Annotated in this window: 22 protein-coding genes and 1 riboswitch; of the genes, 14 read left to right on the top strand and 8 right to left on the bottom strand. The window is 62.9% G+C overall.

Translation table 11 applies throughout. The features are described from left to right. Positions 1 to 85: 85 nt before the first annotated feature. A complete protein-coding gene (locus Q5H93_RS20805; protein ID WP_305008629.1) occupies positions 86 to 1,480 on the top strand; it encodes an FAD/NAD(P)-binding protein in 1,395 nt (464 codons plus the stop codon). Here Q5H93_RS20805 and Q5H93_RS20800 read toward each other — a convergent pair. The 4 genes from Q5H93_RS20800 to Q5H93_RS20785 all read right to left on the bottom strand — a co-directional run bounded on the left by Q5H93_RS20800 (position 1,477) and on the right by Q5H93_RS20785 (position 4,835). Beyond that, entirely contained in the window at positions 1,477 to 1,758 is a 282-nt protein-coding gene (locus tag Q5H93_RS20800) for a hypothetical protein (RefSeq protein WP_305008628.1), read from the bottom strand. The two genes, Q5H93_RS20805 and Q5H93_RS20800, sit on opposite strands and share 4 nt — an antisense overlap. 132 nt (positions 1,759 to 1,890) lie before the next feature. Further along, complete coding sequence (locus Q5H93_RS20795; protein ID WP_305008627.1) at positions 1,891 to 2,901, bottom strand: zinc-binding dehydrogenase; 1,011 nt, start codon at positions 2,899 to 2,901, stop codon at positions 1,891 to 1,893. Between the two features lie 136 nt (positions 2,902 to 3,037). Beyond that, the gene (locus Q5H93_RS20790) at positions 3,038 to 3,937 is read right to left on the bottom strand and encodes a rhomboid family intramembrane serine protease (protein WP_305008626.1); all 900 of its coding nucleotides are present in this window, start codon (positions 3,935 to 3,937) and stop codon (positions 3,038 to 3,040) included. A gap of 67 nt (positions 3,938 to 4,004) precedes the next feature. Next, positions 4,005 to 4,835: a hypothetical protein gene (locus Q5H93_RS20785; protein ID WP_305008625.1), complete on the bottom strand. Its 831-nt coding sequence runs from the start codon at positions 4,833 to 4,835 to the stop codon at positions 4,005 to 4,007. 197 nt (positions 4,836 to 5,032) lie between these two features. On the opposite strand from Q5H93_RS20785, the gene Q5H93_RS20780 reads away from it, so the two are divergent. The 3 genes from Q5H93_RS20780 (at position 5,033) to Q5H93_RS20770 (ending at position 8,378) form a co-directional block, all read left to right on the top strand. Then, complete coding sequence (locus Q5H93_RS20780) at positions 5,033 to 5,323, top strand: hypothetical protein (RefSeq protein ID WP_305008624.1); 291 nt, start codon at positions 5,033 to 5,035, stop codon at positions 5,321 to 5,323. 325 nt (positions 5,324 to 5,648) lie between these two features. Then, positions 5,649 to 7,400, top strand: a complete 1,752-nt coding sequence (locus tag Q5H93_RS20775) for a glycoside hydrolase family 10-like protein (protein ID WP_305008623.1) — start codon at positions 5,649 to 5,651, stop codon at positions 7,398 to 7,400. Positions 7,401 to 7,460: 60 nt separating this feature from the next. Continuing rightward, complete coding sequence (locus tag Q5H93_RS20770) at positions 7,461 to 8,378, top strand: hypothetical protein (RefSeq protein WP_305008622.1); 918 nt, start codon at positions 7,461 to 7,463, stop codon at positions 8,376 to 8,378. Positions 8,379 to 8,391: 13 nt separating this feature from the next. Here Q5H93_RS20770 and Q5H93_RS20765 read toward each other — a convergent pair whose 3' ends face one another. Continuing rightward, entirely contained in the window at positions 8,392 to 9,372 is a 981-nt protein-coding gene (locus Q5H93_RS20765) for a GlxA family transcriptional regulator (RefSeq protein WP_305008621.1), read from the bottom strand. Positions 9,373 to 9,504: 132 nt separating this feature from the next. Here Q5H93_RS20765 and Q5H93_RS20760 point away from each other — a divergent pair, with 132 nt between their 5' ends. The 10 genes from Q5H93_RS20760 (at position 9,505) to Q5H93_RS20715 (ending at position 16,725) form a co-directional block, all read left to right on the top strand. After that, positions 9,505 to 9,885: a DoxX family protein gene (locus Q5H93_RS20760; protein ID WP_305008620.1), complete on the top strand. Its 381-nt coding sequence runs from the start codon at positions 9,505 to 9,507 to the stop codon at positions 9,883 to 9,885. Positions 9,886 to 9,962: 77 nt separating this feature from the next. Then, complete coding sequence (locus Q5H93_RS20755) at positions 9,963 to 10,394, top strand: VOC family protein (RefSeq protein ID WP_305008619.1); 432 nt, start codon at positions 9,963 to 9,965, stop codon at positions 10,392 to 10,394. A 23-nt stretch (positions 10,395 to 10,417) separates the two neighbouring features. Next, on the top strand, positions 10,418 to 10,999 hold the full coding sequence (locus Q5H93_RS20750; RefSeq protein WP_305008618.1) for a dihydrofolate reductase family protein: 582 nt from the start codon (positions 10,418 to 10,420) through the stop codon (positions 10,997 to 10,999). Then, positions 10,992 to 11,567, top strand: a complete 576-nt coding sequence (locus Q5H93_RS20745; protein WP_305008617.1) for a dihydrofolate reductase family protein — start codon at positions 10,992 to 10,994, stop codon at positions 11,565 to 11,567. Before Q5H93_RS20750 ends, Q5H93_RS20745 begins: the two co-directional genes overlap by 8 nt. Positions 11,568 to 11,661: 94 nt before the next feature. Next, positions 11,662 to 12,780, top strand: coding sequence for an acyltransferase family protein (locus Q5H93_RS20740; protein ID WP_305008616.1), 1,119 nt, complete (start codon positions 11,662 to 11,664; stop codon positions 12,778 to 12,780). A gap of 50 nt (positions 12,781 to 12,830) precedes the next feature. Next, a riboswitch (cobalamin riboswitch) is annotated at positions 12,831 to 13,037 on the top strand. 161 nt (positions 13,038 to 13,198) lie between these two features. Then, complete coding sequence (locus tag Q5H93_RS20735) at positions 13,199 to 13,606, top strand: acyl-CoA thioesterase (RefSeq protein WP_305008615.1); 408 nt, start codon at positions 13,199 to 13,201, stop codon at positions 13,604 to 13,606. 38 nt (positions 13,607 to 13,644) lie between these two features. Then, positions 13,645 to 14,445, top strand: a complete 801-nt coding sequence (proC, locus tag Q5H93_RS20730; protein ID WP_305008614.1) for a pyrroline-5-carboxylate reductase — start codon at positions 13,645 to 13,647, stop codon at positions 14,443 to 14,445. Positions 14,446 to 14,791: 346 nt separating this feature from the next. Continuing rightward, positions 14,792 to 15,640, top strand: coding sequence for a metallophosphoesterase family protein (locus Q5H93_RS20725; RefSeq protein ID WP_305008613.1), 849 nt, complete (start codon positions 14,792 to 14,794; stop codon positions 15,638 to 15,640). Continuing rightward, entirely contained in the window at positions 15,640 to 16,254 is a 615-nt protein-coding gene (locus Q5H93_RS20720) for a hypothetical protein (protein ID WP_305008612.1), read from the top strand. Before Q5H93_RS20725 ends, Q5H93_RS20720 begins: the two co-directional genes overlap by 1 nt. A gap of 123 nt (positions 16,255 to 16,377) precedes the next feature. Beyond that, the gene (locus Q5H93_RS20715) at positions 16,378 to 16,725 is read left to right on the top strand and encodes a hypothetical protein (RefSeq protein WP_305008611.1); all 348 of its coding nucleotides are present in this window, start codon (positions 16,378 to 16,380) and stop codon (positions 16,723 to 16,725) included. A gap of 232 nt (positions 16,726 to 16,957) precedes the next feature. Here Q5H93_RS20715 and Q5H93_RS20710 read toward each other — a convergent pair whose 3' ends face one another. The 3 genes from Q5H93_RS20710 to Q5H93_RS20700 all read right to left on the bottom strand — a co-directional run bounded on the left by Q5H93_RS20710 (position 16,958) and on the right by Q5H93_RS20700 (position 21,656). Continuing rightward, positions 16,958 to 18,784, bottom strand: a complete 1,827-nt coding sequence (locus Q5H93_RS20710; RefSeq protein WP_305008610.1) for a DUF885 domain-containing protein — start codon at positions 18,782 to 18,784, stop codon at positions 16,958 to 16,960. A 229-nt stretch (positions 18,785 to 19,013) separates the two neighbouring features. Then, positions 19,014 to 20,843, bottom strand: coding sequence for a DUF885 domain-containing protein (locus tag Q5H93_RS20705; protein WP_305008609.1), 1,830 nt, complete (start codon positions 20,841 to 20,843; stop codon positions 19,014 to 19,016). A gap of 228 nt (positions 20,844 to 21,071) precedes the next feature. Further along, positions 21,072 to 21,656, bottom strand: coding sequence for a hypothetical protein (locus tag Q5H93_RS20700; protein ID WP_305008608.1), 585 nt, complete (start codon positions 21,654 to 21,656; stop codon positions 21,072 to 21,074). Positions 21,657 to 21,670: the final 14 nt, after the last annotated feature.

The following is a 21,670-nucleotide window of genomic DNA, read 5'->3' as shown; positions in this document are numbered from 1 at the left end:
TGGAACGACGCAGTAGTCCATCGTTTCGGCGCGAGAGGATGCTTCACTGCGTTCAGCATGACACGTTCTTTAGCCCTATCCATCTGTGAATAAAACGGCTACCCATCCTGTCATTACTATCGTCGGTGCGGGCTTTGCCGGCACGGCGCTGGCGCTGCAGCTGCGGCGCGAGCTGCCGCAAGCCGTTATTCACCTCGTGGAGCCGCGCCCGGTGCCGGGGCCGGGGCTGGCCTATTCCGGGCAGCGGCCGGAGCATCTGCTCAACGTGCGCCCCCGCTCGCTGAGCTTGTATGCCGACCTGCCCGAGCACTTTGCCGAATGGCTGCGCGGGCAGCCTGAAGCCGCGCCTGCGCTACCGGAATTTGCCACCCGCGCCACCTACGGCCGCTATCTGCTGGAGGAATTGGGGGCCGGGCTTATGGCTTCGCAAAAAGCTGAGGCGGGAGTTCATTGGTACCCGACTACGGCAGTGGCAACTTCAGCTACTGCCAATGGCCGCGTGGTTGAGTTAGCCGACGGCAACGCCATTCACAGCCAATTCGTGGTGCTGGCGCTGGGCAATTTCCCGCCGCCCCCGCCCGTTGGCTCAGGCACCGGTTACCTGAAACATCCCGCTTATCACGCCGCCCCCTGGAACCCGGACACCTTAAGCAATATCGGAGCTGCCGAATCGGTAATACTCATCGGCTCGGGCCTGACGGCGGTGGATGTGCTGCTGACCTTGCGTCGGCAGGGCCACCGCGCGCCGGTGGCGGTAGTGGCCCGCCACGGCCGCTGGCCCGCCGCGCACGGCCCGGCGGAAGCGACTTATCCCGATTTTTATCCGGAACTGGCCGCTAAAACGAACGTGGCGGATACCTTGGCCGTGTTGCGGCAACACCTGCGACAGGCGGCCGCGCAAGGCATCGATTGGCGGCCGGTGCTCGATTCGCTACGGCCGCACCTCGGCCGCATCTGGGCGAACTGGCCATTGGCGGAACAGCGGCGCTTTTTGCGGCATCTGGCAGGGCGCTGGTCGGTGGCGCGGCATCGCAGCCCGCCGCAAAATGCGGCTGCCATTGCCGAAATGCTGGCCAATGGACAAGTACAGCTGCACATCGGTCGCATCAGCGAAATCAAACCTGACAGCGACCGGCTGCAAGTATGCGTGCAGCATGGGCCAGCAGCTGGTCAATGGCTGGCGGCGCAACACGTCATTTGCTGCACCGGGCCGCTGCTCGACTATAGCCGTATCGACACTCCACTGGTGCGCAGCCTGCGCGAAACCGGCGAGCTGACTCCTGACCTCCTGGGGCTGGGACTGCAAACCGATGCGCACGGCGCCTTGCTGGCCACCGATGGGCAGCCCTCGCCTACCCTGTTCACCCTCGGCCCCAGTCGCCGGCCAGCCTATTTCGAATCGACGGCGGTACCGGAAATCCGGCAGCAAGCCGCCGCGCTGGCGGCAGAACTGGCCCGGCGGGCAACTGAAAACCGCTAGGCGGCCAGCCGCTCCGGCGTGGGGTAGAGCGGCAACACGGGCGTATCGTCGGCAAAAAATGAGGCCGCCGCCGAAACAGCCGGACGCGGAGCGGGCGCAGTTTCATCGGCGTGGCGGCGCAGGGCGCGCATCAGCAGATATTTATACTTTTCGGCATCGGCCAGGGCCTGGTCGATGGCTTGCACGGCAGCCTCATACGCCACCACCGGCTGCAATTCACGGCGCGGGCGGCGGGCTTCGAAAACGTGATTCTGGAGGTATTCGGCGGCAGTTTTCATGGCGGACAAATTAGTGGCAGCCAGCACGTCTGGCTTCGTGATTCAAACGCCGAAAATGGCTTTTTCATTCACTCCAGAGCCGTTTTTTCCGGCATTTTGGCTCTTCGGCCAGCCGTTTGTCTGCCGCTGATTCTACGCGCCGATACGCAGCACTATTTTGCCGAACTGCTCGCCTTTTTTCAGCCTGCGCAGGGCGGCTTCGGTTTCGGCCAGCGGGAAAACTTCGTCCAACACGGGCACGATTTTGTGCTTTGTCACCAACGCCAGCATCTCGGCAAAATCCTGTTCCGTACCCATCGTGGAGCCCAGGATGTTGAGCTGTTTCCAGAACACGCGGGCGGGCGGCAGCTGCGGAATGGCGCCCAGCGTGCCGCCGTAGAACACGATGCGCCCACCCGGCGCAGCGGCTTCGAGCAGGGCGTTGAAGGCTGGGCCGGCGGCGCTGTCGATGATGACGTCGAAGGGGCCGCCGGCTTGTTTTACCAGCGTGGCGGCCCAGTTTTCTTCCTTGTAGCTAATGCTGCCGCGCACGCTCAGCGCCTGGGCGCGGGCCAGCTTGTCGGCGCTGCCGGAGGTTACCCACACCTCGGCGCCCTGGGCCAGGCAGAGCTGCGCAGCCGTCAGCGCCACCCCGCCGCCGATGCCGGTGATGAGCACCCGCTCGCCGGGCTGCACCTGGGCGCGGGTGAAGGCTGCCCGGTAAGCCGTGAGGCCGGCCAGCGGCAGGGCCGCCCCCTGCTCGAAGCTGAGATGCGCCGGCAAGGGCAGCACGTAACGCGCAGGACGGACAATGTATTCGGCGAAGGTGCCATCATCGGGCATGCCGAGCACACGGAAGCTTTTGCCTTGTGCCCGAGGATTATCACCCCAATCAACGCCGGGGTAAATCAGCACCTTAGTGCCGATAATCGGGGTTTCGGCCGGCACGTCTGCCCCGTGGGTTGCTACCGTGCCCGCGCCGTCGGCCCCCAGGATGCTGGGCAGGCGCATACCACCGTACTGACCTTTCTGAATCCAGACGTCGCGGTGGTTGAGGGCGGCGGCGTAGAGCTTCACCAGCACCTCGCCCGGCTGCGGGCTGGGCGTGGGCACTTCGCTGAGGCTGACGGGCTGGTGGACGGCGTGGAGTTGGATGGCTTGCATGAGAGGAAGAATTTGAAGGAAACCGGGAGTACAAAAGAACGTCATCCTGAGCGTAGCGAAAGGACCTCGCCCGCGTCGTTGGGGTAGTAATTAAATTACTGCTGCATGCGGCGCGGGCGAGGTCCTTTCGCTACGCTCAGGATGACGTTCTTTCGGCGCCCATGCTCTGCACTTTCAGCCCGAACAACACCAGCGGCCCGGCTACGAACAAACCGGTTATCAGCCCGCCGACGTGCGCGGCATTGTCCACGTTACTACCCGTCAGCCCCGAAATCAGACTACTCAAAACCAAATACATAACCAAACCCAACATGGCCTTGCGGTCTGACTTATCGAGGGCAATGCGCTTGCTCACCAGCAGCGCCAGCAGCATGCCGTAAAGGGCAAAGATGGCGCCGCTGGCCCCCACCGAGTTCACATCGTAATCATGGTACCAGATGCTGGTCAGGCTGGCCCCGATGCCCCCGATGAAGTAGCCCAGCAGCAAGCGCCAGCCGCCGATACGCGCTTCGATGAGCACGCCCAACAGCCAGAGCGAAAACATATTGAGCAGCAGGTGCGCCGTGCCACCGTGCACGAACAACGCCGTGACCAGCCGCCAGGGCTGCCCGTGCAGCGTGAGCGGCGCGTAGTTGGAGCCCCAGCGCACGAGGTCCAGGCCGCTGGGGTCGGAGGCCGACACGCCGTTGAGCACCATCAGAAACATTACTAGCAGATTGAGCTGCAGCAGGATGGGCGTGGCGAAGAACTTGCGCGAGGGCACGAACATATCGCGCAGCACCTGGCCCCAGGTTTCGGCGGGGGGCGGGGTGGTGGGCGGGGCAGGCAGCGGCGGCTCGGGCAGCAGGCCGCGGCGCTTGAGCTCGGCTACGGCGGCGGCGCCCACGGGCGGCGGGTAGCGGCCGGCGTGCTGGGCCAGGTAGAGCAGCTCGGCCTCGGTCTTTTGGGCGAAGAGCTGGGCGGCCAGCGCGGCCGTGGAGCCGGGCGGCGGGCCAGCAGCAGCAGCGGCAGAATCGGGTGAAGTCGGTGCTTCCATGCCAGATTGGGCGTCAAGGAGCGGGCCAGCTTCGGGCATCGGCCACTTTGCCAGTACGGCGGAACGGCTACAGCCGGACGTGCCGCTCCCGCACGCGGTAGGGCTGTTTGGTGGCGGGTGATACTTTAATAAGGCCCGCCAATAAGTCCTGCGTATCGGCCTCGCGCTCGTTTACTTCCGCGGCGGGCATGGGCGTGCCGGTGGCCAGCTGCTTCGACAGTCCTTTCAGGCCCTCCTGCTCCTGCGTGGCCACGCGGGTCATGCGGTCGTAGTGGTCGGCCATCGTCGGGCCAAATTTGTAGCCGTACACGGTGGCCTTGCGCCAGTCGTTCCAGGCGGCGCGCACCAGCTCGACCTGCGCGGGCAGAAAGGTGTTTTTGGGGTCGGCTTGGGCTTTATTTTGAATGTATTCGCTTAGCAATTGGGCCGTCCAGAAACGCTTGCTTAGCTCGCGGTACTGGCTTAATTCCTGGGCAGTCTTTTTTTCGCTAGCGGGCACTTTGCGCAGCTGCTCGGCAATGCATTCCTCCACGGCGGCATCGTAAACGGGCAGCGGCGAGCTGGGGGCGACGGCAAGGGTCAGCGTCGTATCGGCGGCGGTTTTAGTTTCGGCGGCCGTCGGAGCAGCCGGGTTACTCTGCCCATAATTGGCTACCCACCAGGTGCCGCCCAGCAGGGCTGCCACTCCCAATGCAATCCAGAGGCCGCGCCGGCCGCCGGGAGCGGGCGCAAACTCCGGGTCTTCGGCGAGCGGAGCCACGTAGGGCGCGGGCGCAATGCCCCGCCGCCGTAGCTCCTGGCTGGCAGCCTGCACCAGCTCGGGATGGTAGTAGCCGGGGTTCTGGGTGAAGAACAGCAGCTCGTCGGTGGTTTTCTGGTGAAAGGCGTCGGGCGCCATAGAAAATGTGATGAAGAAGGTAGAACCGAAGAAAGGCGCAAGCCAGTGAAGCATCTCGTCCCAGGCGGACATCGCGCTTCGGCGGCAAGTAACAACGTATTTTCAAAAACGTCGCCCTCAACCAGCTCCGGCCGGCGCCGTACAGCTACCAGCGGCTTCGGCCGCACCTCATTCCTCCCTCCTAATTCTTCCCTCCCATGCCCGACCCGCAGGAAAACCCCACCGACCCCCGGCCCGACCAGGCCACCACCGGCAACGCTGCCCCTGACACCCAAACCGACCGCCCCGAGGAGCAAAGCCCCGACCAGGCGCCCGCCAGCAAGCCCACCCAAGCCACCGAAAGCCAACCGGATAAAACCACCAGCACTCAGCAAAACATGGGCGACGGCGCCGGCATCCGCGGCGACTATGGCGACGCCAGCCAGACCAACGGTCTGGAAGGCGGGCCGGATGAAACCGAAACAGATACGGAGCTGACGGGCTCGTAAGAACGATAACTCCCCTCCTTGGAAAGGAGGGGATGTGAGCGCCGAAGAGGCGCGAACGGGGGTGGTTGAACCGTCAGAACGACGCAGTAATTCTCTTTCGGCAGCTATTGAATGCGGCCGGATTTGCAACTTGACTGAAAGCCCAACCGGCGCTAACGGCGCGACCGGGCGAACCACCCCCGTTTTCGCTACGCGAAAACATCCCCTCCTTTCCAAGGAGGGGAGTTGTCGTGCTGCCGGCAGCATCGGGCGTAATTTGCAGGAATTTTCGCGCTGCTGAACCTTATTAATGCCCCGTTTTCTCGCTTCCGGTTGGTTTTTCCTTTTGTTATTACTTGGCCTGACCAGCCCGCCCGCCGCCGCCCAAACCGAGGCCGATAGCGCCGAAACCGACGTGGTGCCGCCCAAGCGCGAGCTGCGCGCCATTTGGATTGCCACCGTGGCCAACATCGACTGGCCCCTGCAGCGCAACCAGACGCCCACCCAATACCGCCGCGACTACCAGAAGCTGCTCGATGTGGCCCAGGGCGCGGGTATCAACGCCGTGTTTGTGCAAATCCGGCCGGTGTCAGATGCCTTCTATAAGTCTGACTTAGAACCCTGGAGCAAGTACCTCACCAACCAGCAGGGCAAGGCCCCGGCCGATGGGCAGGACCCGCTGCCCTTCCTCATCAACGAGGCGCACCGGCGCGGCATGGAGTTTCACGCCTGGTTTAACCCCTACCGGGCCACGATGGACTCGGTGCGCCGCACGCTGGCCGCCAGCCACCCGCTGAAGCGCCACCCGGAGTGGTTTATCAAGTACAACGGGCAGTACCTCTACAACCCCGGCATGCCCGAGGTGCGCGAGCATATCACCAAGGTAATCATGGATGTAGTGCGGCGCTACGACATCGACGCGGTGCATTTCGACGACTATTTTTACCCCTACCCCGAAGCGGGCCAAACCCTACACGACGAAGCCGCCTACCGCGACTACAACCCCGACAGCATCCCCAAGCTGGCCGACTGGCGGCGGCGCAACGTGGACATTCTCATCCACGACCTGCACGACAGCATCCAGACGGCCAAGCGCTGGGTGAAATTCGGCATTTCGCCCTTCGGCGTGTGGATGAACAAGTCGAAGGATTTCCCCGAGGGCTCGGCCACCCGCGCCGGGCAGCCCAGCTACGCCAACCTCTACGCCGACACCCGCGGCTGGCTGCAAAAAGGCTGGATTGACTACATCGTGCCGCAGCTCTACTGGAGCACCAATTTCCGCCTCTGCCCCTACCCCGTGCTGGTGGACTGGTGGGCCAAAAACCGCTTTGACCGCCACCTCTACATCGGCCACGGCATGTACCGGATGCTCGAAAGCACCCGCTCCGACACCACCTGGCGCAACCCGCGCGAGCTGCCCCGGCAGGTGCGCCTCAACCGCTCGTATAATGGCGAAGTGGCAGGCAGCGTGTTCTTCTCGGCCCGCTCACTGGTCAAAAACCCGCTGGGCACCACCGACTCGCTGCGCCGCGACCTCTTCCTGAACCCCGCGCTGGTGCCCACCATGCCCTGGAAAGACGCCATGCCGCCCGCGCCCGTGGCCCAAGCCCTGCTCAACCGCGCCAATGCCCAAATCACCCTCACCTGGCAGCCCGGCCCCGCCGCCCCCGACGGCGACCTCGCCGCCTACTACGCCCTCTACCGCTTCGACGCCGACGAAACCGTGACGCCCGACGACCCGCGCAACATCATGGCCCTGCCCCGCCCCGCGCCCGGCCAAGCCGCAGTATTCGTGGATACTACCGCCGTGCCCGGCCAGGGCTACGCCTACTACATCACGGCCCTCGACCGCCTGCACAACGAAAGCCGCCCCGTGCGCCTCTTCACCAGCGGGCAGCTGCCGATGGAGGTGGTGCAAGCCAGCGCGCCGCCGGTGGCCGTGGCCACCACGCAGCTGCCGCCAGCGGTGGAGCCCGAAGCCGCCACCCCTTCGGAAGCCGAATTGGTGAAAATCAAGGTGAAGGAGGCTGAGGTGAAGGCCAAAGCCAAGCCGAAGAAGAAGCGCGGGTTCTTCGGGCGGCTGTTTGGCGGCGACTAAACGGCCGTGTCCCATTATTGAACCGGATTCCCTAGCAGTTCCCTCGTTTAGCGCCCTTTCATGTCAGCACCTGCCCAATACTGGTACTTCCTCATCAGTGGACATTTCGACGAACTTACCGGGGTAATAGGCAATTTTTATGCCTACGGGCAACACTGCGGCGAAGCGCTGGAAAATGCTCTGCAAGCTGCTGCTCAAGAATGCGGCTTCAATAGCCCATCAGCGAGCGAGGCCGCCCGGCTGGATACACTTGAAGACTTCGAGGAGCCCGACGACCTGGTTGCGCTCACCAGCAATGTATTCAGGTCGGCGGAAAACTATTCTTATCCGCTCGACACCGTCGAGCATGAGTTTATTGCGCCCACTGGCATCATCAAGTCTACGGAAGATGGGGAGTTTGATTATGAGCTGATAAAGAACTGTTTCATGGCATACAAAAGCGGTGAAACCGGGGCTTATGAATTTGAACTGGTTGCGGATAAAAGCCGGCTTATCAACACGTTTTTGCAAGCAGTTCAGTTTGTTTTGAATCCTGCACAGTTGTCGGTGATTATCAGGGGGCACTGGGAAGGCCAGAAGAGCGAGCTATGGTCCAAGCCACTAACTCAGTCTGACGATAATAATCCGGCAACTTTTTGGGAAGAGCAGTGCTCAAATCTTCTTGAAAACGGCTTTGTTGACTGCCTTATTTCGTGGCCGCAACATGAAACCAAACTCACGCTGGATGAGCACAAAAAAATCACCTTTCATACCCTCGACGAGTCTGTTTTCAATGATTTTGGCCAACGGATTCTTGCGTTGGATTTTGAGCAGGTAACGGAGCAATACGGCTTGGACTTCGGTTATTATCACTGGCACTACCGGCCAGCCGACAGCCTGGATGCGCCCGAGCTGCGGGTGCTGCTTCTGGATGCTGGCTTTCGCTTTGAGAAAAGCTGGGAGGATGAACCGACGGAGGAATTACCTGATTCCGAATAGCTAAGGAACGCCGCTACGCCGCCACTACCTTACTGTACTTGTTGCGATACTCCAGCGGCGACACACCCGTGATTTTCTTGAATATGCTGCGAAAGGCCTTCGTATCGGAGTAGCCCACCGAATACATCACCTCATTCACGTTGTCGCGGGAGGTTTCGAGGCTCATCTTGGCGGCCTCAATCTTCACGCGCTGAATGTATTCGATGGCCGTGTTGAACGTGGCTTTCTTGAAGCGCCGCTCAAAGTTGCGGCGGCTGAGGTAAGTCAGCGCCGCCAGCTCCTCCACCGAGATACGCTGCTGGAAATTGGTTTCGATGAACCGCTGGGCCTTCTTAATAGGCTCGTCCTCGTGCTCTTTGAGGCCGCTGAACATGGTGAAGGGCGACTGGCTGTGGCGGCCAATATCAATCTGGAATACCTTGGCGCAGAGCACGGCCAACTCGCGGCCCACGTATTTCTCCACTAGGTACAGCATCAGGTTAAGGTAGGAATAGGCGCCGCCGCTGGAGTAGATGCCGTGGGCATCGGTCACTACCTTTTCGGCCACCAGCTCCACCTGCGGGTACATCGCCCGGAAGGCATCGGCCGCCAGCCAGTGGGTGGCGCACTGGCGGCCATCGACCAGGCCCGTGGCGGCCAGTAGGAAAGCCCCCAGGCACAGGCTGGCTACCTCGGCCCCGGCGGCGTGCTGCCGGTTTATCCAGGCCAGGGTGGCGTGGTTGAGGGCCACGGCCTGGGCCAGGTCGCCGTGCGGGGCGGGAATGATGATGAGGTCGGTCTGAAAATCCTCGTCGATAGTGCGGGCGGCGTGCAGCGTGTACAGACCATTAGTAAACGTCTGGGACTTTTGCAGGCCTACCAACTCCACTTTAAAAGCCGGATTTTTGCCCATACCAGCCAGAAAATCATTTACCTGAGTAAGTACCTTGTGCGGGCCTTCGATGCTGCCCACCACCACATCGCCGGCGGGTAGCAGAATGGATACGTGCTTCATGGCTTAAACTTACTAAAAAATGTCGCATTCGACCCCGTATCCGGCCGCATTCAGCCCACCCGGCTTGCTAAATCGGTTAGTAATTTTGTCGGACAATTCCGCTCCTGCTTCACCACTCCCTTTTCTTGCCTCATGAGTCCCAAAACCCTCAACATCCTGTACTGGTCGCTGACCATTCTCTTTGCCTTGCTGATGCTAATGGACGGCGGCGCCGGGCTGGCGCAGGAAGTCCACGGCCAGGAATCGATGCGCCTGCTCGGCTATCCGCTCTATATCATGTACATCATGGGGGCGGCCAAGGTGCTGGGCGCGGCGGCGCTGCTGCAACCCTGGTTTCGCACGGTGAAGGAATGGGCCTACGCGGGCTTTGCCTTCAATTTCATCGGGGCGGCGGCTTCGCAGGTGCTGGCGGGCGCGGGCTGGGGCATGGCCGTGCCCGCGCTGGTGATGTTGGCGGTGCTGCTGCTCATTTACTTTCTCTGGAAAAAGCACGAAGCAGCGCGGACTGTGTAGTCTGCGATTGCACCAATATGCTCTGACTCGCGGACTACACAGTCCGCGCTACTAACCCCCAATCCCCTTTTTCACCCATGAAAACGCCCCAACTCAACCCCTACCTCAATTTCAACGGCACCTGCCGCGAGGCCATGACTTTCTACCAGGCCTGCCTGGGCGGCGAATTGATGCTGCAGGCCGTGGCCGAGTCGCCGGCGGCCAGCCACCTGCCGGCCGCCGACCAGAACGGCATCATTCACTCGGTGCTGACGGTGAGCGAGACGCTGATGCTCTTCGCCTCCGACGTGATGGGCGGCCCCCCCGCCGTGGCCGACAACAGCTCGGTGCAGCTGTGCCTGAACTGCCACAGCGAAGAGCAAATCGACGCGGTATTCTCCAAGCTGGGCGAGGGCGGCACCGTGACCCAGCCGCTGGAAGTGATGTTCTGGGGCGGTAAGTACGGCGCCCTCACCGACCGGTTCGGCAAGCAGTGGCTGTTTAATTTCCAGGCCGGCGAGCAGCAGTAAAGTCCTTTATTTCAACCATAATCATGCGCAAAGTAATTGTCGCCGAATTCGTCTCGCTGGATGGCGTGATGGAAAACCCCGCCTGGACCGCCCCCTACTGGGACGATGACCTGGCCGCTGCCCAAAGCGAGCTGATGTACGGCTGCGGTGCCCTGCTGCTGGGCCGCGTCACCTACCAGGGCTTCGCCGAGGCCTGGCCGAAGATGGAAGGCCAGCCCGGCGCCGACCAGATGAACAGCATCCCCAAATACGTGGCTACCACCACCCTCACCGAGCCCACCTGGAACGCGCAGTTTATCCAGGGCGAGGTGGCCGAGGCCGTGCGGGCCCTCAAAGCCCAGCCCGGTCCCGACTTGCTGGTGTACGGCAGCGCCGAGCTGCTCGACACCCTGCGCCGCAACGACCTCGTGGACGTGTACCGCCTGATGGTGTACCCGGTGGTGCTGGGCAAGGGCAAAAAGCTCTTCCAGGAAGGCGACACGCTAAGCAAGTTCCGCCTGCTCGACAGCAAGCCCACCGGCTCCGGCGTGCTGATTCTCACCTACGGCCGCGACGCGGCGACCACTTCCAATTCTCCCCAAATTAATCCCTCCACCAATGGGTAAGCTCGTACTATTCATGCACATCAGCCTGGACGGGCTGGTGGCCGGACCCAACGGCGAGATGGACTGGATACGCATCTCGGATGAGCTGTTCGAGTATTCGGACCGGCAAACGGCGCAGTCGAGCACGGCTTTGTACGGCCGCGTGACCTACCAGATGATGGAGGCCTACTGGCCCACGGCCGCCGAGCAGCCCGGCGCCAGCCGGCACGACATCACGCACGCAAGCTGGTATAAGCAGGCGCCGAAAGTGGTGTTGTCCACGACCCTGCCGGATTCGGCGCAGCCGAACGTGCGCATCATCCGCGACAATGTGGCTGCCGAAGTTCAGCAGCTCAAGCAGGAAACCGAGCAGGACATTGTCATTTTCGGCAGCCCCGGGGCCGCGCATTCGCTGCTGGCGGCCAATCTTGTGGACGAGTTTCGGCTGTTTGTGAACCCGGTGATACTACGCGACGGCATCCCGCTGTTCGACGGCTCGCAGCCGGCGCTGCAGCTGCAGCTGCTCGAAGCCGTTACGCTTAGCAGCGGCGTGCAGGGCCTGCACTACCGCCGAATAGCAGAGGCGTAAGTGCCCGAACAACGGTTAGCTATATTGGGGCCGGCCCGGCACTGCGGTTGCAGCGCCGGGCCGGCCTTACTTTAGGGCCATTTCCATCCTACTTATGCCTGCTGTTCCGGCCCCGCGCCTCGTTTCGCTCGATGTTTTCCGCGGCCTCACCGTGGCGCTGATGCTGCTGGTGAACCACCCCGGCGACTGGGGCCACATCTACGCCCCGCTGGCCCACGCCGAGTGGCACGGCTGCACGCTGGCCGACTTGGTGTTCCCGTTTTTCCTGTTCATCGTGGGCGTGAGCATCGCCTTTGCGCTGCGAAAAACAACTCCTGCCCTACCACCCCCATACCATCCTACCCTACTAAAAATCTGGCGGCGCACGGCCGTGCTGGCGGGCCTGGGCCTGTTCGCCTCCACCTGGCTTGATTTCGACCTCGGCACGCTGCGCATCCCGGGTGTGCTGGTGCGCATTGCGCTGGTGTATGGCCTGAGCGTGACGATTTTCCTGCTGACTTCCTGGCGCACGCAGGCGGCGCTGGTGGCGGCCCTGCTCATCGGCTATGCGGTGCTGCTGCAGGTGCTGCCGGTGCCCGGTTTCGGTCCGGCCAACCTGGCGCCCGCCACCAACCTGGGTGCCTGGCTCGACCGCCTGGTGTTCGGCGAAAATCACCTCTGGAAGGAAAGCCGCACCTGGGACCCCGAAGGCCTGTTGGGCACCCTGCCGGCGCTGGCCACCGGCCTGCTGGGCGGGCTGGCCGGGCAGTGGCTGCGCTGGCAGGCGCTGACGGCCCGGAACCGCGCCGTCGGCTTGCTGATAATCGGGGCCGCGCTTAGCCTGGCCGGAATAGTCTGGAACCAGTGGTTTCCCATCAACAAAAGCCTGTGGACGAGCTCCTACGTGCTATTCACCGGCGGGCTGGCGGCGCTGGTGCTGGGCGGCCTCTACTGGCTCTGCGATGTGCGCGGCCAGCGCCGCTGGGCCCCGCCCTTCCAGGCGCTGGGGGTGAATGCGCTGGCGGCATTTTTCGGCTCCAGCATCCTGGCGCGCACGCTCAACCGGGTGCCTATCGGGGAGCTCGGGGTGAAGGATTTTCTGTACCAGCGGGGCATTGCGCCGTGGTTTGTGGAGCCGAAAATGGCCTCGCTGGCGGGGGCGCTGGTGTGCCTGCTCATCTGGTGGGTGGTGCTGGGCGGGCTGTACCGGCGCGGCTGGGTGTGGCGGGCCTAGGTAGTACCTTCGTGGCCGAGGGGCCGGCGGCGGCGGGCCCGTTTTTTTGTTAAGAACAGACGGCGAAGGGTTTTCGGCTACGGCCGAAACGAACAGGGAACGGGGTGCAAAGCCCCGACAGACGCGCTACTGTAAGTACCGGCCGGCCCCACGGGGCGGGCGCGGGTTGCCAACGAGGTCCATTGCTCCCACTGCGGGGCGAGAAGGACGGCAAACCGGGTATGAGTCAGGAGACCTGCCTTTCGCTTGCTGGTGCTGCCTTCGCGCCATGAGGCCCGCATCAGGTTTGGCTTACGCTGGTTTTCAGTGCGTCGCGGCTATTCAGTCGGGGCCGGAAGGTCGTGCGTGCGCCAGAACCGGAAGTGCGGGTACCGGATGGCACGGGGGTGATTTTCAACCGTCACTTTCCCCTAAAACCATGTCGCTTTCCCTGGAAGAGAAAATCGCCCAATCGGAAACCCGGATTTTCAAAGCCGTTTTTCCCAACGCTACCAACCACTACGACACCCTCTTTGGCGGCACCACGCTGCACATGATGGACGAGGTGGCCTTCATCGCGGCCACGCGCTTTAGCCGGCTGCGCATGGTCACGGTATCGTCCGACAAGGTTGATTTTACGCATCCTATCCCCGGCGGCACGCTGGTCGAACTCATCGGGCGGGTGGTGCGGGTGGGCAACACCAGCCTGCAGGTGCGCGTCGAGCTGTTTATCGAACAGATGTACACCGAGGGCCGGCTGCTGGCCGTGACGGGCAGCTTCACCTTCGTGGCCGTGGACGAGCAGCGCCGGCCGGTGCGCATCCTGGCTGAACCGGCGACGGCATAAATTGCCGAACTTGCGGGTCGTTTTATGCGAATGACTTTATGAAAATCCTCATCATCGGCGGCGGCAACATGGGCCTCACCTACGGCCGTAGCTTCGTGCGCGCCCACATCACTTCGCGGCTCGACTTGCGGCTGCTGGCCCGCTCGCCCGAGCGGGTGCCGGCCCTGGCCCTGCACGACATCGGCACGGTGTGGGGCACGCCCGGCGAGTGCGTGCCGGGGGCCGACATCATCATCCTGGCCGTGAAACCGCAGGATTCGGCCGCGCTGTTTGCCTCGCTCGGCGGGCTGGTGCAGCCGTCGCAGCTCGTCATCAGCATCATGGCCGGGGTGCGGATTGACACCATCCGGCAGGCGCTGGGCACGCCCAAAATCATCCGGGCCATGCCCAATCTGCCGTCGCAGATTGGCATGGGCATGACGGCCTTCACCAGCACCGACGAGGTGACCCGCGCCGAGCTAGTGCAGGTGCAAAACCTGCTTTCGACCACCGGCAAAACCGTGTACGTGGATGACGAAAGCGCCATCGACGCCAGCACGGCCATCTCGGGCAGCGGCCCGGCCTACGTGTATTACTGCATGGGCGCCCTCATGGACGCGGCCGCCCAGATGGGCTTCGCCCCCGCCGAGGCCGAACTGCTGGTGAGCCAGACTTTCCGCGGCGCGGTGGAATTGTACTCCCAATCGGGCCTGAGCTGCGCGGAGTGGATTGCCAAAGTGGCCTCTAAGGGCGGCACGACTGAGGCGGCGCTCAAGGCCTTTGGGGCGGGCGCGGTGCGCGAGGGCCTGATGGCGGGCGCTGGGGCCGCGCGCGACCGGGCCGAGGAGTTGGGCAAATAATTCATTGTTTCTTAATAACAACCGGTTTTAAGCCACCATATTTACCAGCAAGGCTAGTCCTGCCCGCAAAAGGCCCCGTTCGCTTAGCTGCGAACGGGGCTTTTTATCTTATTACATACTTGATGCTCAAATAAATGCCGGCACGCAAAAAGCCGTTCTGACTACCGCCCACAGTTGGGACGGGTAAAATATTATGCGCCCTGCTTCGTCCATCAGGAATGCCGCAGATGGCCTGGGCACAACGTATCCAAACTGAGTTGCCACCGTTAAAACGATAACCGTCCGGCTCCGGGCGGTTGGCCGTCGCGCCTTTCTCAGCTCACCTTCACCACACACAAAGCCATTTATGCCAACAACTTACTTTTATTCGGCCTGGCTGCGAAGGATTCTTCTGCTACCTCTGGCACTGCTGAGTGCGGCTGGCCTCACTGGCTGCGAGCTGTTCGAATTCAGCCCCAACGAAATCCGCACCACCGAGGAATACCACGACCTGACCCGCAAAAACCTGGACGCCCTGGCCGAGCGGCCAGTGCCGGGCAACGGCGATACGCTGCGCTTCATCTTCACCGGCGACCCGCAACGCTTTTATGCCGAGGCGGACGAGCTGGTAGCCAGCGTTAACCAGCAGCGCGACATTGCCTTCGTGGCTATTGCGGGCGACATTTCCGACTTTGGTTTGATTCGGGAGTTTCGCTGGGTGCACGACAAGATGCGGCGCCTGCATGTGCCTTATCTGACGGTTATCGGCAACCACGACCACGCCGCCAACGGCCGCCAGAGCTACCAGGAAGTGTTTGGCCCGCTCAACTATAGCTTCCGCTACGCCGGCACCCAGTTTGTGCTGGTGAACACCAACGGCCGCGAGTACGATTTCAATGGTCAAGTGCCGGACGTGGGCTGGCTGCACAGCCAGCTGGCCGATACCGTGGGCGTGCGCCGCCAAGTGGTAATGAGCCACGTGCCGCCGATGGACGAGGACTTCGACCATCAGCTGGAAAAGCCTTACGTAGCGGCGCTGGCATCATCCCCCCTGGTGATGATGCAGCTCAACGGCCACCGCCACGGTTTCAGCGAAACCTGGCCCTACGAGGGCGCAATTCCCTACATCAACTCGGCCAGCTTTCAGAAAAACCGCTACCTCATTATCAGCCTGTGGGGTAAGCGGGAGTTCAAGCTCGAAACTGTTTACTTCTAATGCGCTACCTGTTTTTTATCTTGACGATATTGGCCGGACTGGTGGCCCCGGCCCACGCCCAACCGGGGCGGCCCGACAGCCTGCACCGGCGCTCGTGGCTGCTGCCGCATCACGTCATCGGGCAGTTTGCGGGCGGCCAGGGAATGGCTACGGTGGGCCTGGGCTACACCTCGCGGCGGCGGCTCGACCTGGACCTGCTGGCGGGCTACGTGCCTCGCCGATATAGCATTACGCCCATGGGCATCTTCACGGCCAAGGCCACCTACTCGCCCTGGCTGGTGAGCCTGGGGCAGTCGCGCTGGCAGCTGCGCCCGCTGTCGGCAGGCGGCATGCTGAGCTACACGGCCAGCAAAGGCTTCAACAAAACCTGGGACGACAAGTACAGCACCGGCTACTACTGGTGGTCGGCACACACGCGCATCGGGGGCTTCGTGGGCGGGCGGCTGGCTTACCGGCTATCGAACCAGTCCGGCCGCCCGGCGCGCTTCATCTCAGCCTATTACGAGCTGGGCACCAACGACCTGTATCTGGTCAGCATCTGGCACAACATCGGCCATCTGCCCCTGCGCAGCATTCTGACGCTGGGCGTGGGCGTGAAAGTGGATTTGTTTTAGCCACTGGCCGGGGATTTGGAAGCAGGCTAATGAGGTAGCCCGCCACAAAAAAAAGCCCCGGGTGCCGCCGATACCCCGCCGATTTACGTACTTCGCAGTCCCAAACCCCTCCATTTCGATTTTATGAACCTCTTTTCCCGCGCTACGCTGGCCCTGCTGCTGGGCACGGCCGCCCTCACGTCCTGCGATTATGGCTACAGCCCCGGCGCTAACCAGGTGCGCACCGATTTCACCCACGCCCCCAAGTGGCGCAACGAGGACGTGAACCGCGACAGCATCAACTACAAGCAGCGCACTACCACGCCCAGCGGCGAAGGCTCGGCCACGGCCATCCAGAACGGCAGCGTAGACGATAAGCTGAACTCGGCCCCCGGCAACGACCCCGGCGCTACCGCCAGCGGCCAGCCTCTGCCGCCCGCCGGCACGCCCGGCGAAGGCGTGGCCGAGCGCCCCACCGAGTCGGGCGAGTAGCACCAAGTTGGCGGGCTGGAGAATTAACGCCAGCCGCGAAGCGGCGCCACGATGGTAGCCACCGCCAGCCCCGCAAACTATACAGAGCCGCAAAGCGGCGGCACTTTCTCTCCAAGGAAGAAGTGCCGCCGCTTTGCGGCTCTGTTCTGTTATGCCTGATTTTCTACCACCGTAGCGCCGCTTCGCGGCTGGCGGTGTCCCACTTCACTAACCTGCTAATTCACTACTCCCACTACTCCGCATTGCGGATGCGCAGCGCCCAGGTATTCATCTTGCGCTCCAGCACTTCTAGCGGCAGCATGCCATCCTTGAGCAGCTCGTCGTGGAAGGCGCGCAGGTCGAACCGGGGGCCCAGCTGCAGGCGGTAGCGGTCGCGCAGCTCCTGAATTTTGAGCTGGCCCACCTTGTAGGCCAGGGCCTGGCCGGGCAGGGCCATGTAGCGCTCCACCTCGGCCGCGGCGTTGGCCTCGCTGATGGGCACGTTGTCGAGCAGATATTTAATGGCTTGGTCGCGGGTGAGGCGGCGGGCGTGCAGGCCCACATCTACCACCAGGCGGGCGGCGCGCAGCATTTCGGTGCCCAGGGCACCCAGGCGCTGGTTGGGGTCGGTGTAGAGGCCCAGCTCGTCGCCCAGGCTTTCACAGTAGAGCGCCCAGCCCTCGCCCATGGCGCTGTAGCTGCCAAAACGCCGGAACTTAGGCAACTCGGTATTCTCCTGTTGTAGCGACACCTGGTAGTGATGCCCGGGAATGGCCTCGTGCAGAAACAGGGCCTCCATGGCCGGGTTGGCCACGGTATTATAAGAGTTGGCATCGGCGATGGGCACGTAGAAAATGCCGGGCCAAGACGCATCAGCGGCCCCGCGCGAGTACTGCGCCGGGGCCGCCGTGCGGTGCGCCTCCAGTCCGCGCACCTCGAAACCAGTGCGCGGCATGCGGCCAAAATACTGCGGCAGCTGCGGGGCAATGCGCGCCTGAATGGCCCGGAAAGCCGCCAGCACTTCGGCGTCGGTTTTGAAGGGCTGAAACTGCGGGGCCGTATTCACAAACGAGAAATACTGCGTCAGGCTGCCCCGAAAGGCTATTTGCCGCTTCACCCGCTCCATCTCGGCCCGAATGCGCCGCACCTCGGCCAGCCCGGTTTCGTAGATGTCGGCCGGGCTGCGGTCGGTGGTAGTCCAGTAGTGCACCGAGTAGATGTAGCGCGCCGGGGCGCCCGGCAACGCCGCCAGGCCGCTGGTGAGGCGGGCGCGGGGCAGGTATTCTTTTTCCAGAAAATCGGCCAGGCGCTGGTAGGGGGCGCCCACATCGGCGGGCAGCTGGCGCTGGAAGGCAGCCGTGAGGCGCTGCCGCTCGGCCACCGGTATGCGGACCGGAAATCGCTGCACTGGCCCGTAAAACAAGCTCTTGCTGGCATCGGTGAAGGCCAGACTGCGGAATTGCGGCACCATTTTCAGCACCAGCGCGCGGGGTAGCACCACGCCGGCCCGCAGCCCCCGCCGGAAATTGTTGATGGCCGAGTCGGTCCAGGCCGGAAAGCCGCGCAGGCGCAGCAACCAGCGCTCGTAGTCTTGCGTGGTGCGGAAGGGCTGCGGGCCGCCGCCCGGCCCCAGCTGCGCCAGCGCCAGCGGCACCCCGCTCATCATCAGCGGCGAGCCGCCTAATGATGAGAGCGGCATCATCCAGTTGTTGAGCTGCAGGCCCGCCAGGTCGGTTTGCAGTCGGTAGCGGAACGTGTCGTAGCTGACGCGCTCCTGGTCGGAGAGCGTGCCCCGGTCGAAGCGGCGCAGCTGGCCGAGCGAGCGTTGGTAAAACTGCCGCAGCGTATCGCGGAAGGCCTGGGTCTGGTCGTTGGGCAGCAGGTAGTCGTAGCGGTGGTCGCCCTGGCCGGTGGCCTGCAGCGGAAACAGCTGGTTGCTACGCTCCCAATAGCGCTCAAACAGCGCCGCCAGCTGCGCCGACTGGGTGTAGCCCTGCGGCCGGGGCCGCCGCGGCTGTGCCACCACCGAGGAAGCACCAACTAGTACCAGCAGAAATAAGGTAAGGACGCGAAGACTCATAAGCTACCGGATAGGCGAAACGTAAGCCCGCCGGAATAGTTGGGATATATTAGATGAGGAACGAGATAAGCCGAACGTCATCCTGAGCGCAGCGAAAGGACCTCGCCCGCTTCGCTGTGGTGGTAATTCTAATCGGTGAAACAGTTTCAATTACTGCCGCGACTGGCGCGGGCGAGGTCCTTTCGCTTCCCTTCGGTCAGCTCAGGATGACGTTCGGTTTAGCTCGTTCTTACTGCCGGGCCGCCCAGGCGTCCATCTTGCGCTCCAGCACGGCCAGGGGCATAGCCCCATCCTTCAGCAACTCGTCATGAAAATTACTGAGCGAGAACTTGCTGCCCAGCTGCTTTTCGTACCGCGCCCGCAGCTCGCGGATTTTCAGCGCGCCAATTTTATAGCTCAGGGCCTGGCCGGGGATGGCCATGTAGCGCTCGATGGCCGAGGTGGCGTCGGGCTTATCCAGGGGCAGGTTGGCCAGCATGTAGTCGATGGCCTGCTCGCGGGTCATGTTGCGGGAGTGCAGGCCGGTGTCCACCACTAGGCGCACGGCGCGCAGCATCTCGTCGTTGAGGGCGCCCATGCGCTGGTAGGGGTCGGTGTAGAGGCCCAGCTCCGGGCCCAGGCTTTCGCAGTAGAGGGCCCAGCCCTCATCGTAGGCACCGTAGCCGCTGAAGCGCTGGAAGGCTGGCAGGCTGGTATTCTCCTGCTGCAGCGAAATCTGGTAGTGGTGGCCAGGAATGGCTTCGTGCAGAAACAGCGACTCCATGCCCGTGGTCACGTTGAACTTGGTGGCGTCGGGGATGGGCACGTAGAAGATGCCCGGCCGCGTGCCATCGGGGTTACCTCGCATGTACTCGGCCGAGGCCGAGGCCTGGCGGAACTCCTCGGTGCGGCGGATTTCGAAGGGCGTTTTGGGCACCCGGCCGAACATCTTCTTCAGTTTCGGGTCGATGGTCTTCTGGGTGTTGCGGAAGAAATCCAGCACCTCCTCGACCGTTTTGAAGGGCATCAGCCTGGGGTCCTTGCGCAGCGAGGCGAAGAAGGCCGGCAGGTCGCCCTGGAAGCCGACTTTGGCTTTCACCTGCTCCATTTCCTGGCGCAGGCGGGCTACTTCCTTGAGGCCGGTCTGGTAAATCTGGTCGGGCGTCTGGTCGGTGGTGGTCCAGTAGCCGGCCAGGTACTTGTACACCTCCGGCCCCTGCGGTAGCGTACCGATGCCGCTCGTGGGGCGCGACTTGGGCAGGTATTCCTTTTCCAGGAAATCGGCCAGGCGGCGGTAGGCCGGCACGATGTCTTTCAGGATAACTTCCTGGTAGGTTGAGGCCAGGCGCTTGCGGTCGGCCACCGAAAAGTCCTTCGGGAATTTCTCGATGGGCTGGTAGTAGATGGACTTGGCCGCGTCGCTCACCAGAATATCCTCACCGCGCAGCTGGGGCAGCATCTTCACCACCAGGGCGCGGGGCAGCACCACACCGGCCGCCATGCCACGCCGGAAGTTAGCAATAGCCGAGTCGGTCCACGCCGGGTAGCCGCGCACGCGGCCCAGCCAGTTGTCGTAGTCCTGCACCGTCTTGAAGGGCTGGGCGCCCTCGCCCGAGCCGTACTGCGGCAGCGTGAGTGGCAGGCCCCAGAACTGGTTGCTGGGTATCATCCAGGTGTTGAACTTTAGCCCGGCCAGGCGCTGCTTCAAATCATAGGTGAAAATATCGTAGCTGATTTTCTCGCTGTCGCTGAGCTTTTCGCGGTCAATTTTACTGACCTGGAAGAGGTAGTCTGTGTATGTAGCGCGCAACGTGTCACGGAAGGCCCTGGTCTGGTCGTTGGGCAGCTGGTCGTTGAAGCGGTTGTCGCCCTGCGCGGTGGCCGAGAGCGGGTCGAGCCGCGACTGCTTTTCCCAGAAGCTAGCAAACAGGGCCGACATATCTTTGCCGGTGCCGGTGCAGTCTAAGCCAACCCCACAAGGAATCAGCTTCTCGTTAGTACCAGTGGAGGTAGTTTTTTCCTGATTGCAGGCCGTCAGAAGGCCAGCTGCCGCCAGCCCGGCGAGAATAATCTTGTTCATGGGCCGCAAGGTATGTACGGAGCGCCTATCGGGCCCGGCTCCACAGCCCCAATGCCCACCGCCGGGCCGATTTTAGGCGCCGGTTTTGCCGCAGAGGCCGTGTGAGCACTTACACGGGCTTGCGGAGCTTCGCCCAGGCCCGTGTGAGTGCCCGGCCTGAAAAAAGCCGGGGCCGGCACGGTACTGCTACCATGCCGGCCCCGGCGGGTTGATTGCCAAGGGCAATTCTTACATCTGGGTGAGGCGGCCGGTGGCAATGCGGCCGAGCTGCGAGGCTACCTGCTCGCTGGTTTTGCCCTGCACCTGGCCGTTGACGGTGATGATGAGGGTCTGGCCCTTGTCGCGCACGTAGAGGCTGCGGTCAGCATCGTCGTAGTAGGCATTCTGGCCGATGCTGGCCATGTCCATGGTTTTGTGGCCGCCATTGCGGGCCATATCGCGGGCGTCGGCGTACATGCCTTCCGAGGCCAGCTTGATATTCACGATAGGGGCGCCGTTGGGGTCGTCGCTCGGCACGAAGCTGGTGACGGTGGTAGCGGTAGCGGCCGTCGAGTCGGAGCCCGCCTGCAGCACCACCGACTTGCCGATGATGCCCGACACTTCGGCCGGGGTGAGGATATCCCGGGCCGAACGCACGCTGGGGATGGTGCTCATGTCGGTCGGGGTGGTCGTCGTCGTGGTGGCCGTTGCAGTGCCGGCGGAGTCCGTTTCGGCGGTGCGGGCGCAACTGCTGCCTAGCAGCAGAATAGCCAGCGACAGCGGCAGGGCCGAGGCGCGCAGAAAGGAAGCGGAGAGAGAAGAAGGGGTAAGCATGAGTGAAAAAAGTG

Origin of the sequence: Hymenobacter aranciens (genome assembly GCF_030580865.1) — a bacterium.
GTDB classification, from domain to species: domain Bacteria; phylum Bacteroidota; class Bacteroidia; order Cytophagales; family Hymenobacteraceae; genus Hymenobacter; species Hymenobacter aranciens.
Note: the sequence above shows the minus strand (reverse complement) of the source record. Positions and strands in the feature narration are given on the sequence as shown.

What these genes read in the sequence shown, in the direction of transcription:
- Q5H93_RS20795 (WP_305008627.1), bottom strand. Translation starts at nt 2,901, where the DNA reads ATGCAAGCCATCCAACTCCACGCCGTCCACCAGCCCGTCAGCCTCAGC.
- Q5H93_RS20765 (WP_305008621.1), bottom strand. Translation starts at nt 9,372, where the DNA reads ATGAAGCACGTATCCATTCTGCTACCCGCCGGCGATGTGGTGGTGGGC.
- Q5H93_RS20705 (WP_305008609.1), bottom strand. Translation starts at nt 20,843, where the DNA reads ATGAACAAGATTATTCTCGCCGGGCTGGCGGCAGCTGGCCTTCTGACG.
- Q5H93_RS20745 (WP_305008617.1), top strand. Translation starts at nt 10,992, where the DNA reads ATGGGTAAGCTCGTACTATTCATGCACATCAGCCTGGACGGGCTGGTG.
- Q5H93_RS20720 (WP_305008612.1), top strand. Translation starts at nt 15,640, where the DNA reads ATGCGCTACCTGTTTTTTATCTTGACGATATTGGCCGGACTGGTGGCC.
- Q5H93_RS20800 (WP_305008628.1), bottom strand. Translation starts at nt 1,758, where the DNA reads ATGAAAACTGCCGCCGAATACCTCCAGAATCACGTTTTCGAAGCCCGC.
- Q5H93_RS20760 (WP_305008620.1), top strand. Translation starts at nt 9,505, where the DNA reads ATGAGTCCCAAAACCCTCAACATCCTGTACTGGTCGCTGACCATTCTC.
- Q5H93_RS20735 (WP_305008615.1), top strand. Translation starts at nt 13,199, where the DNA reads ATGTCGCTTTCCCTGGAAGAGAAAATCGCCCAATCGGAAACCCGGATT.
- Q5H93_RS20725 (WP_305008613.1), top strand. Translation starts at nt 14,792, where the DNA reads ATGCCAACAACTTACTTTTATTCGGCCTGGCTGCGAAGGATTCTTCTG.
- Q5H93_RS20755 (WP_305008619.1), top strand. Translation starts at nt 9,963, where the DNA reads ATGAAAACGCCCCAACTCAACCCCTACCTCAATTTCAACGGCACCTGC.
- Q5H93_RS20750 (WP_305008618.1), top strand. Translation starts at nt 10,418, where the DNA reads ATGCGCAAAGTAATTGTCGCCGAATTCGTCTCGCTGGATGGCGTGATG.
- proC (WP_305008614.1), top strand. Translation starts at nt 13,645, where the DNA reads ATGAAAATCCTCATCATCGGCGGCGGCAACATGGGCCTCACCTACGGC.
- Q5H93_RS20790 (WP_305008626.1), bottom strand. Translation starts at nt 3,937, where the DNA reads ATGGAAGCACCGACTTCACCCGATTCTGCCGCTGCTGCTGCTGGCCCG.
- Q5H93_RS20780 (WP_305008624.1), top strand. Translation starts at nt 5,033, where the DNA reads ATGCCCGACCCGCAGGAAAACCCCACCGACCCCCGGCCCGACCAGGCC.
- Q5H93_RS20740 (WP_305008616.1), top strand. Translation starts at nt 11,662, where the DNA reads ATGCCTGCTGTTCCGGCCCCGCGCCTCGTTTCGCTCGATGTTTTCCGC.
- Q5H93_RS20770 (WP_305008622.1), top strand. Translation starts at nt 7,461, where the DNA reads ATGTCAGCACCTGCCCAATACTGGTACTTCCTCATCAGTGGACATTTC.
- Q5H93_RS20715 (WP_305008611.1), top strand. Translation starts at nt 16,378, where the DNA reads ATGAACCTCTTTTCCCGCGCTACGCTGGCCCTGCTGCTGGGCACGGCC.
- Q5H93_RS20785 (WP_305008625.1), bottom strand. Translation starts at nt 4,835, where the DNA reads ATGGCGCCCGACGCCTTTCACCAGAAAACCACCGACGAGCTGCTGTTC.
- Q5H93_RS20710 (WP_305008610.1), bottom strand. Translation starts at nt 18,784, where the DNA reads ATGAGTCTTCGCGTCCTTACCTTATTTCTGCTGGTACTAGTTGGTGCT.
- Q5H93_RS20700 (WP_305008608.1), bottom strand. Translation starts at nt 21,656, where the DNA reads ATGCTTACCCCTTCTTCTCTCTCCGCTTCCTTTCTGCGCGCCTCGGCC.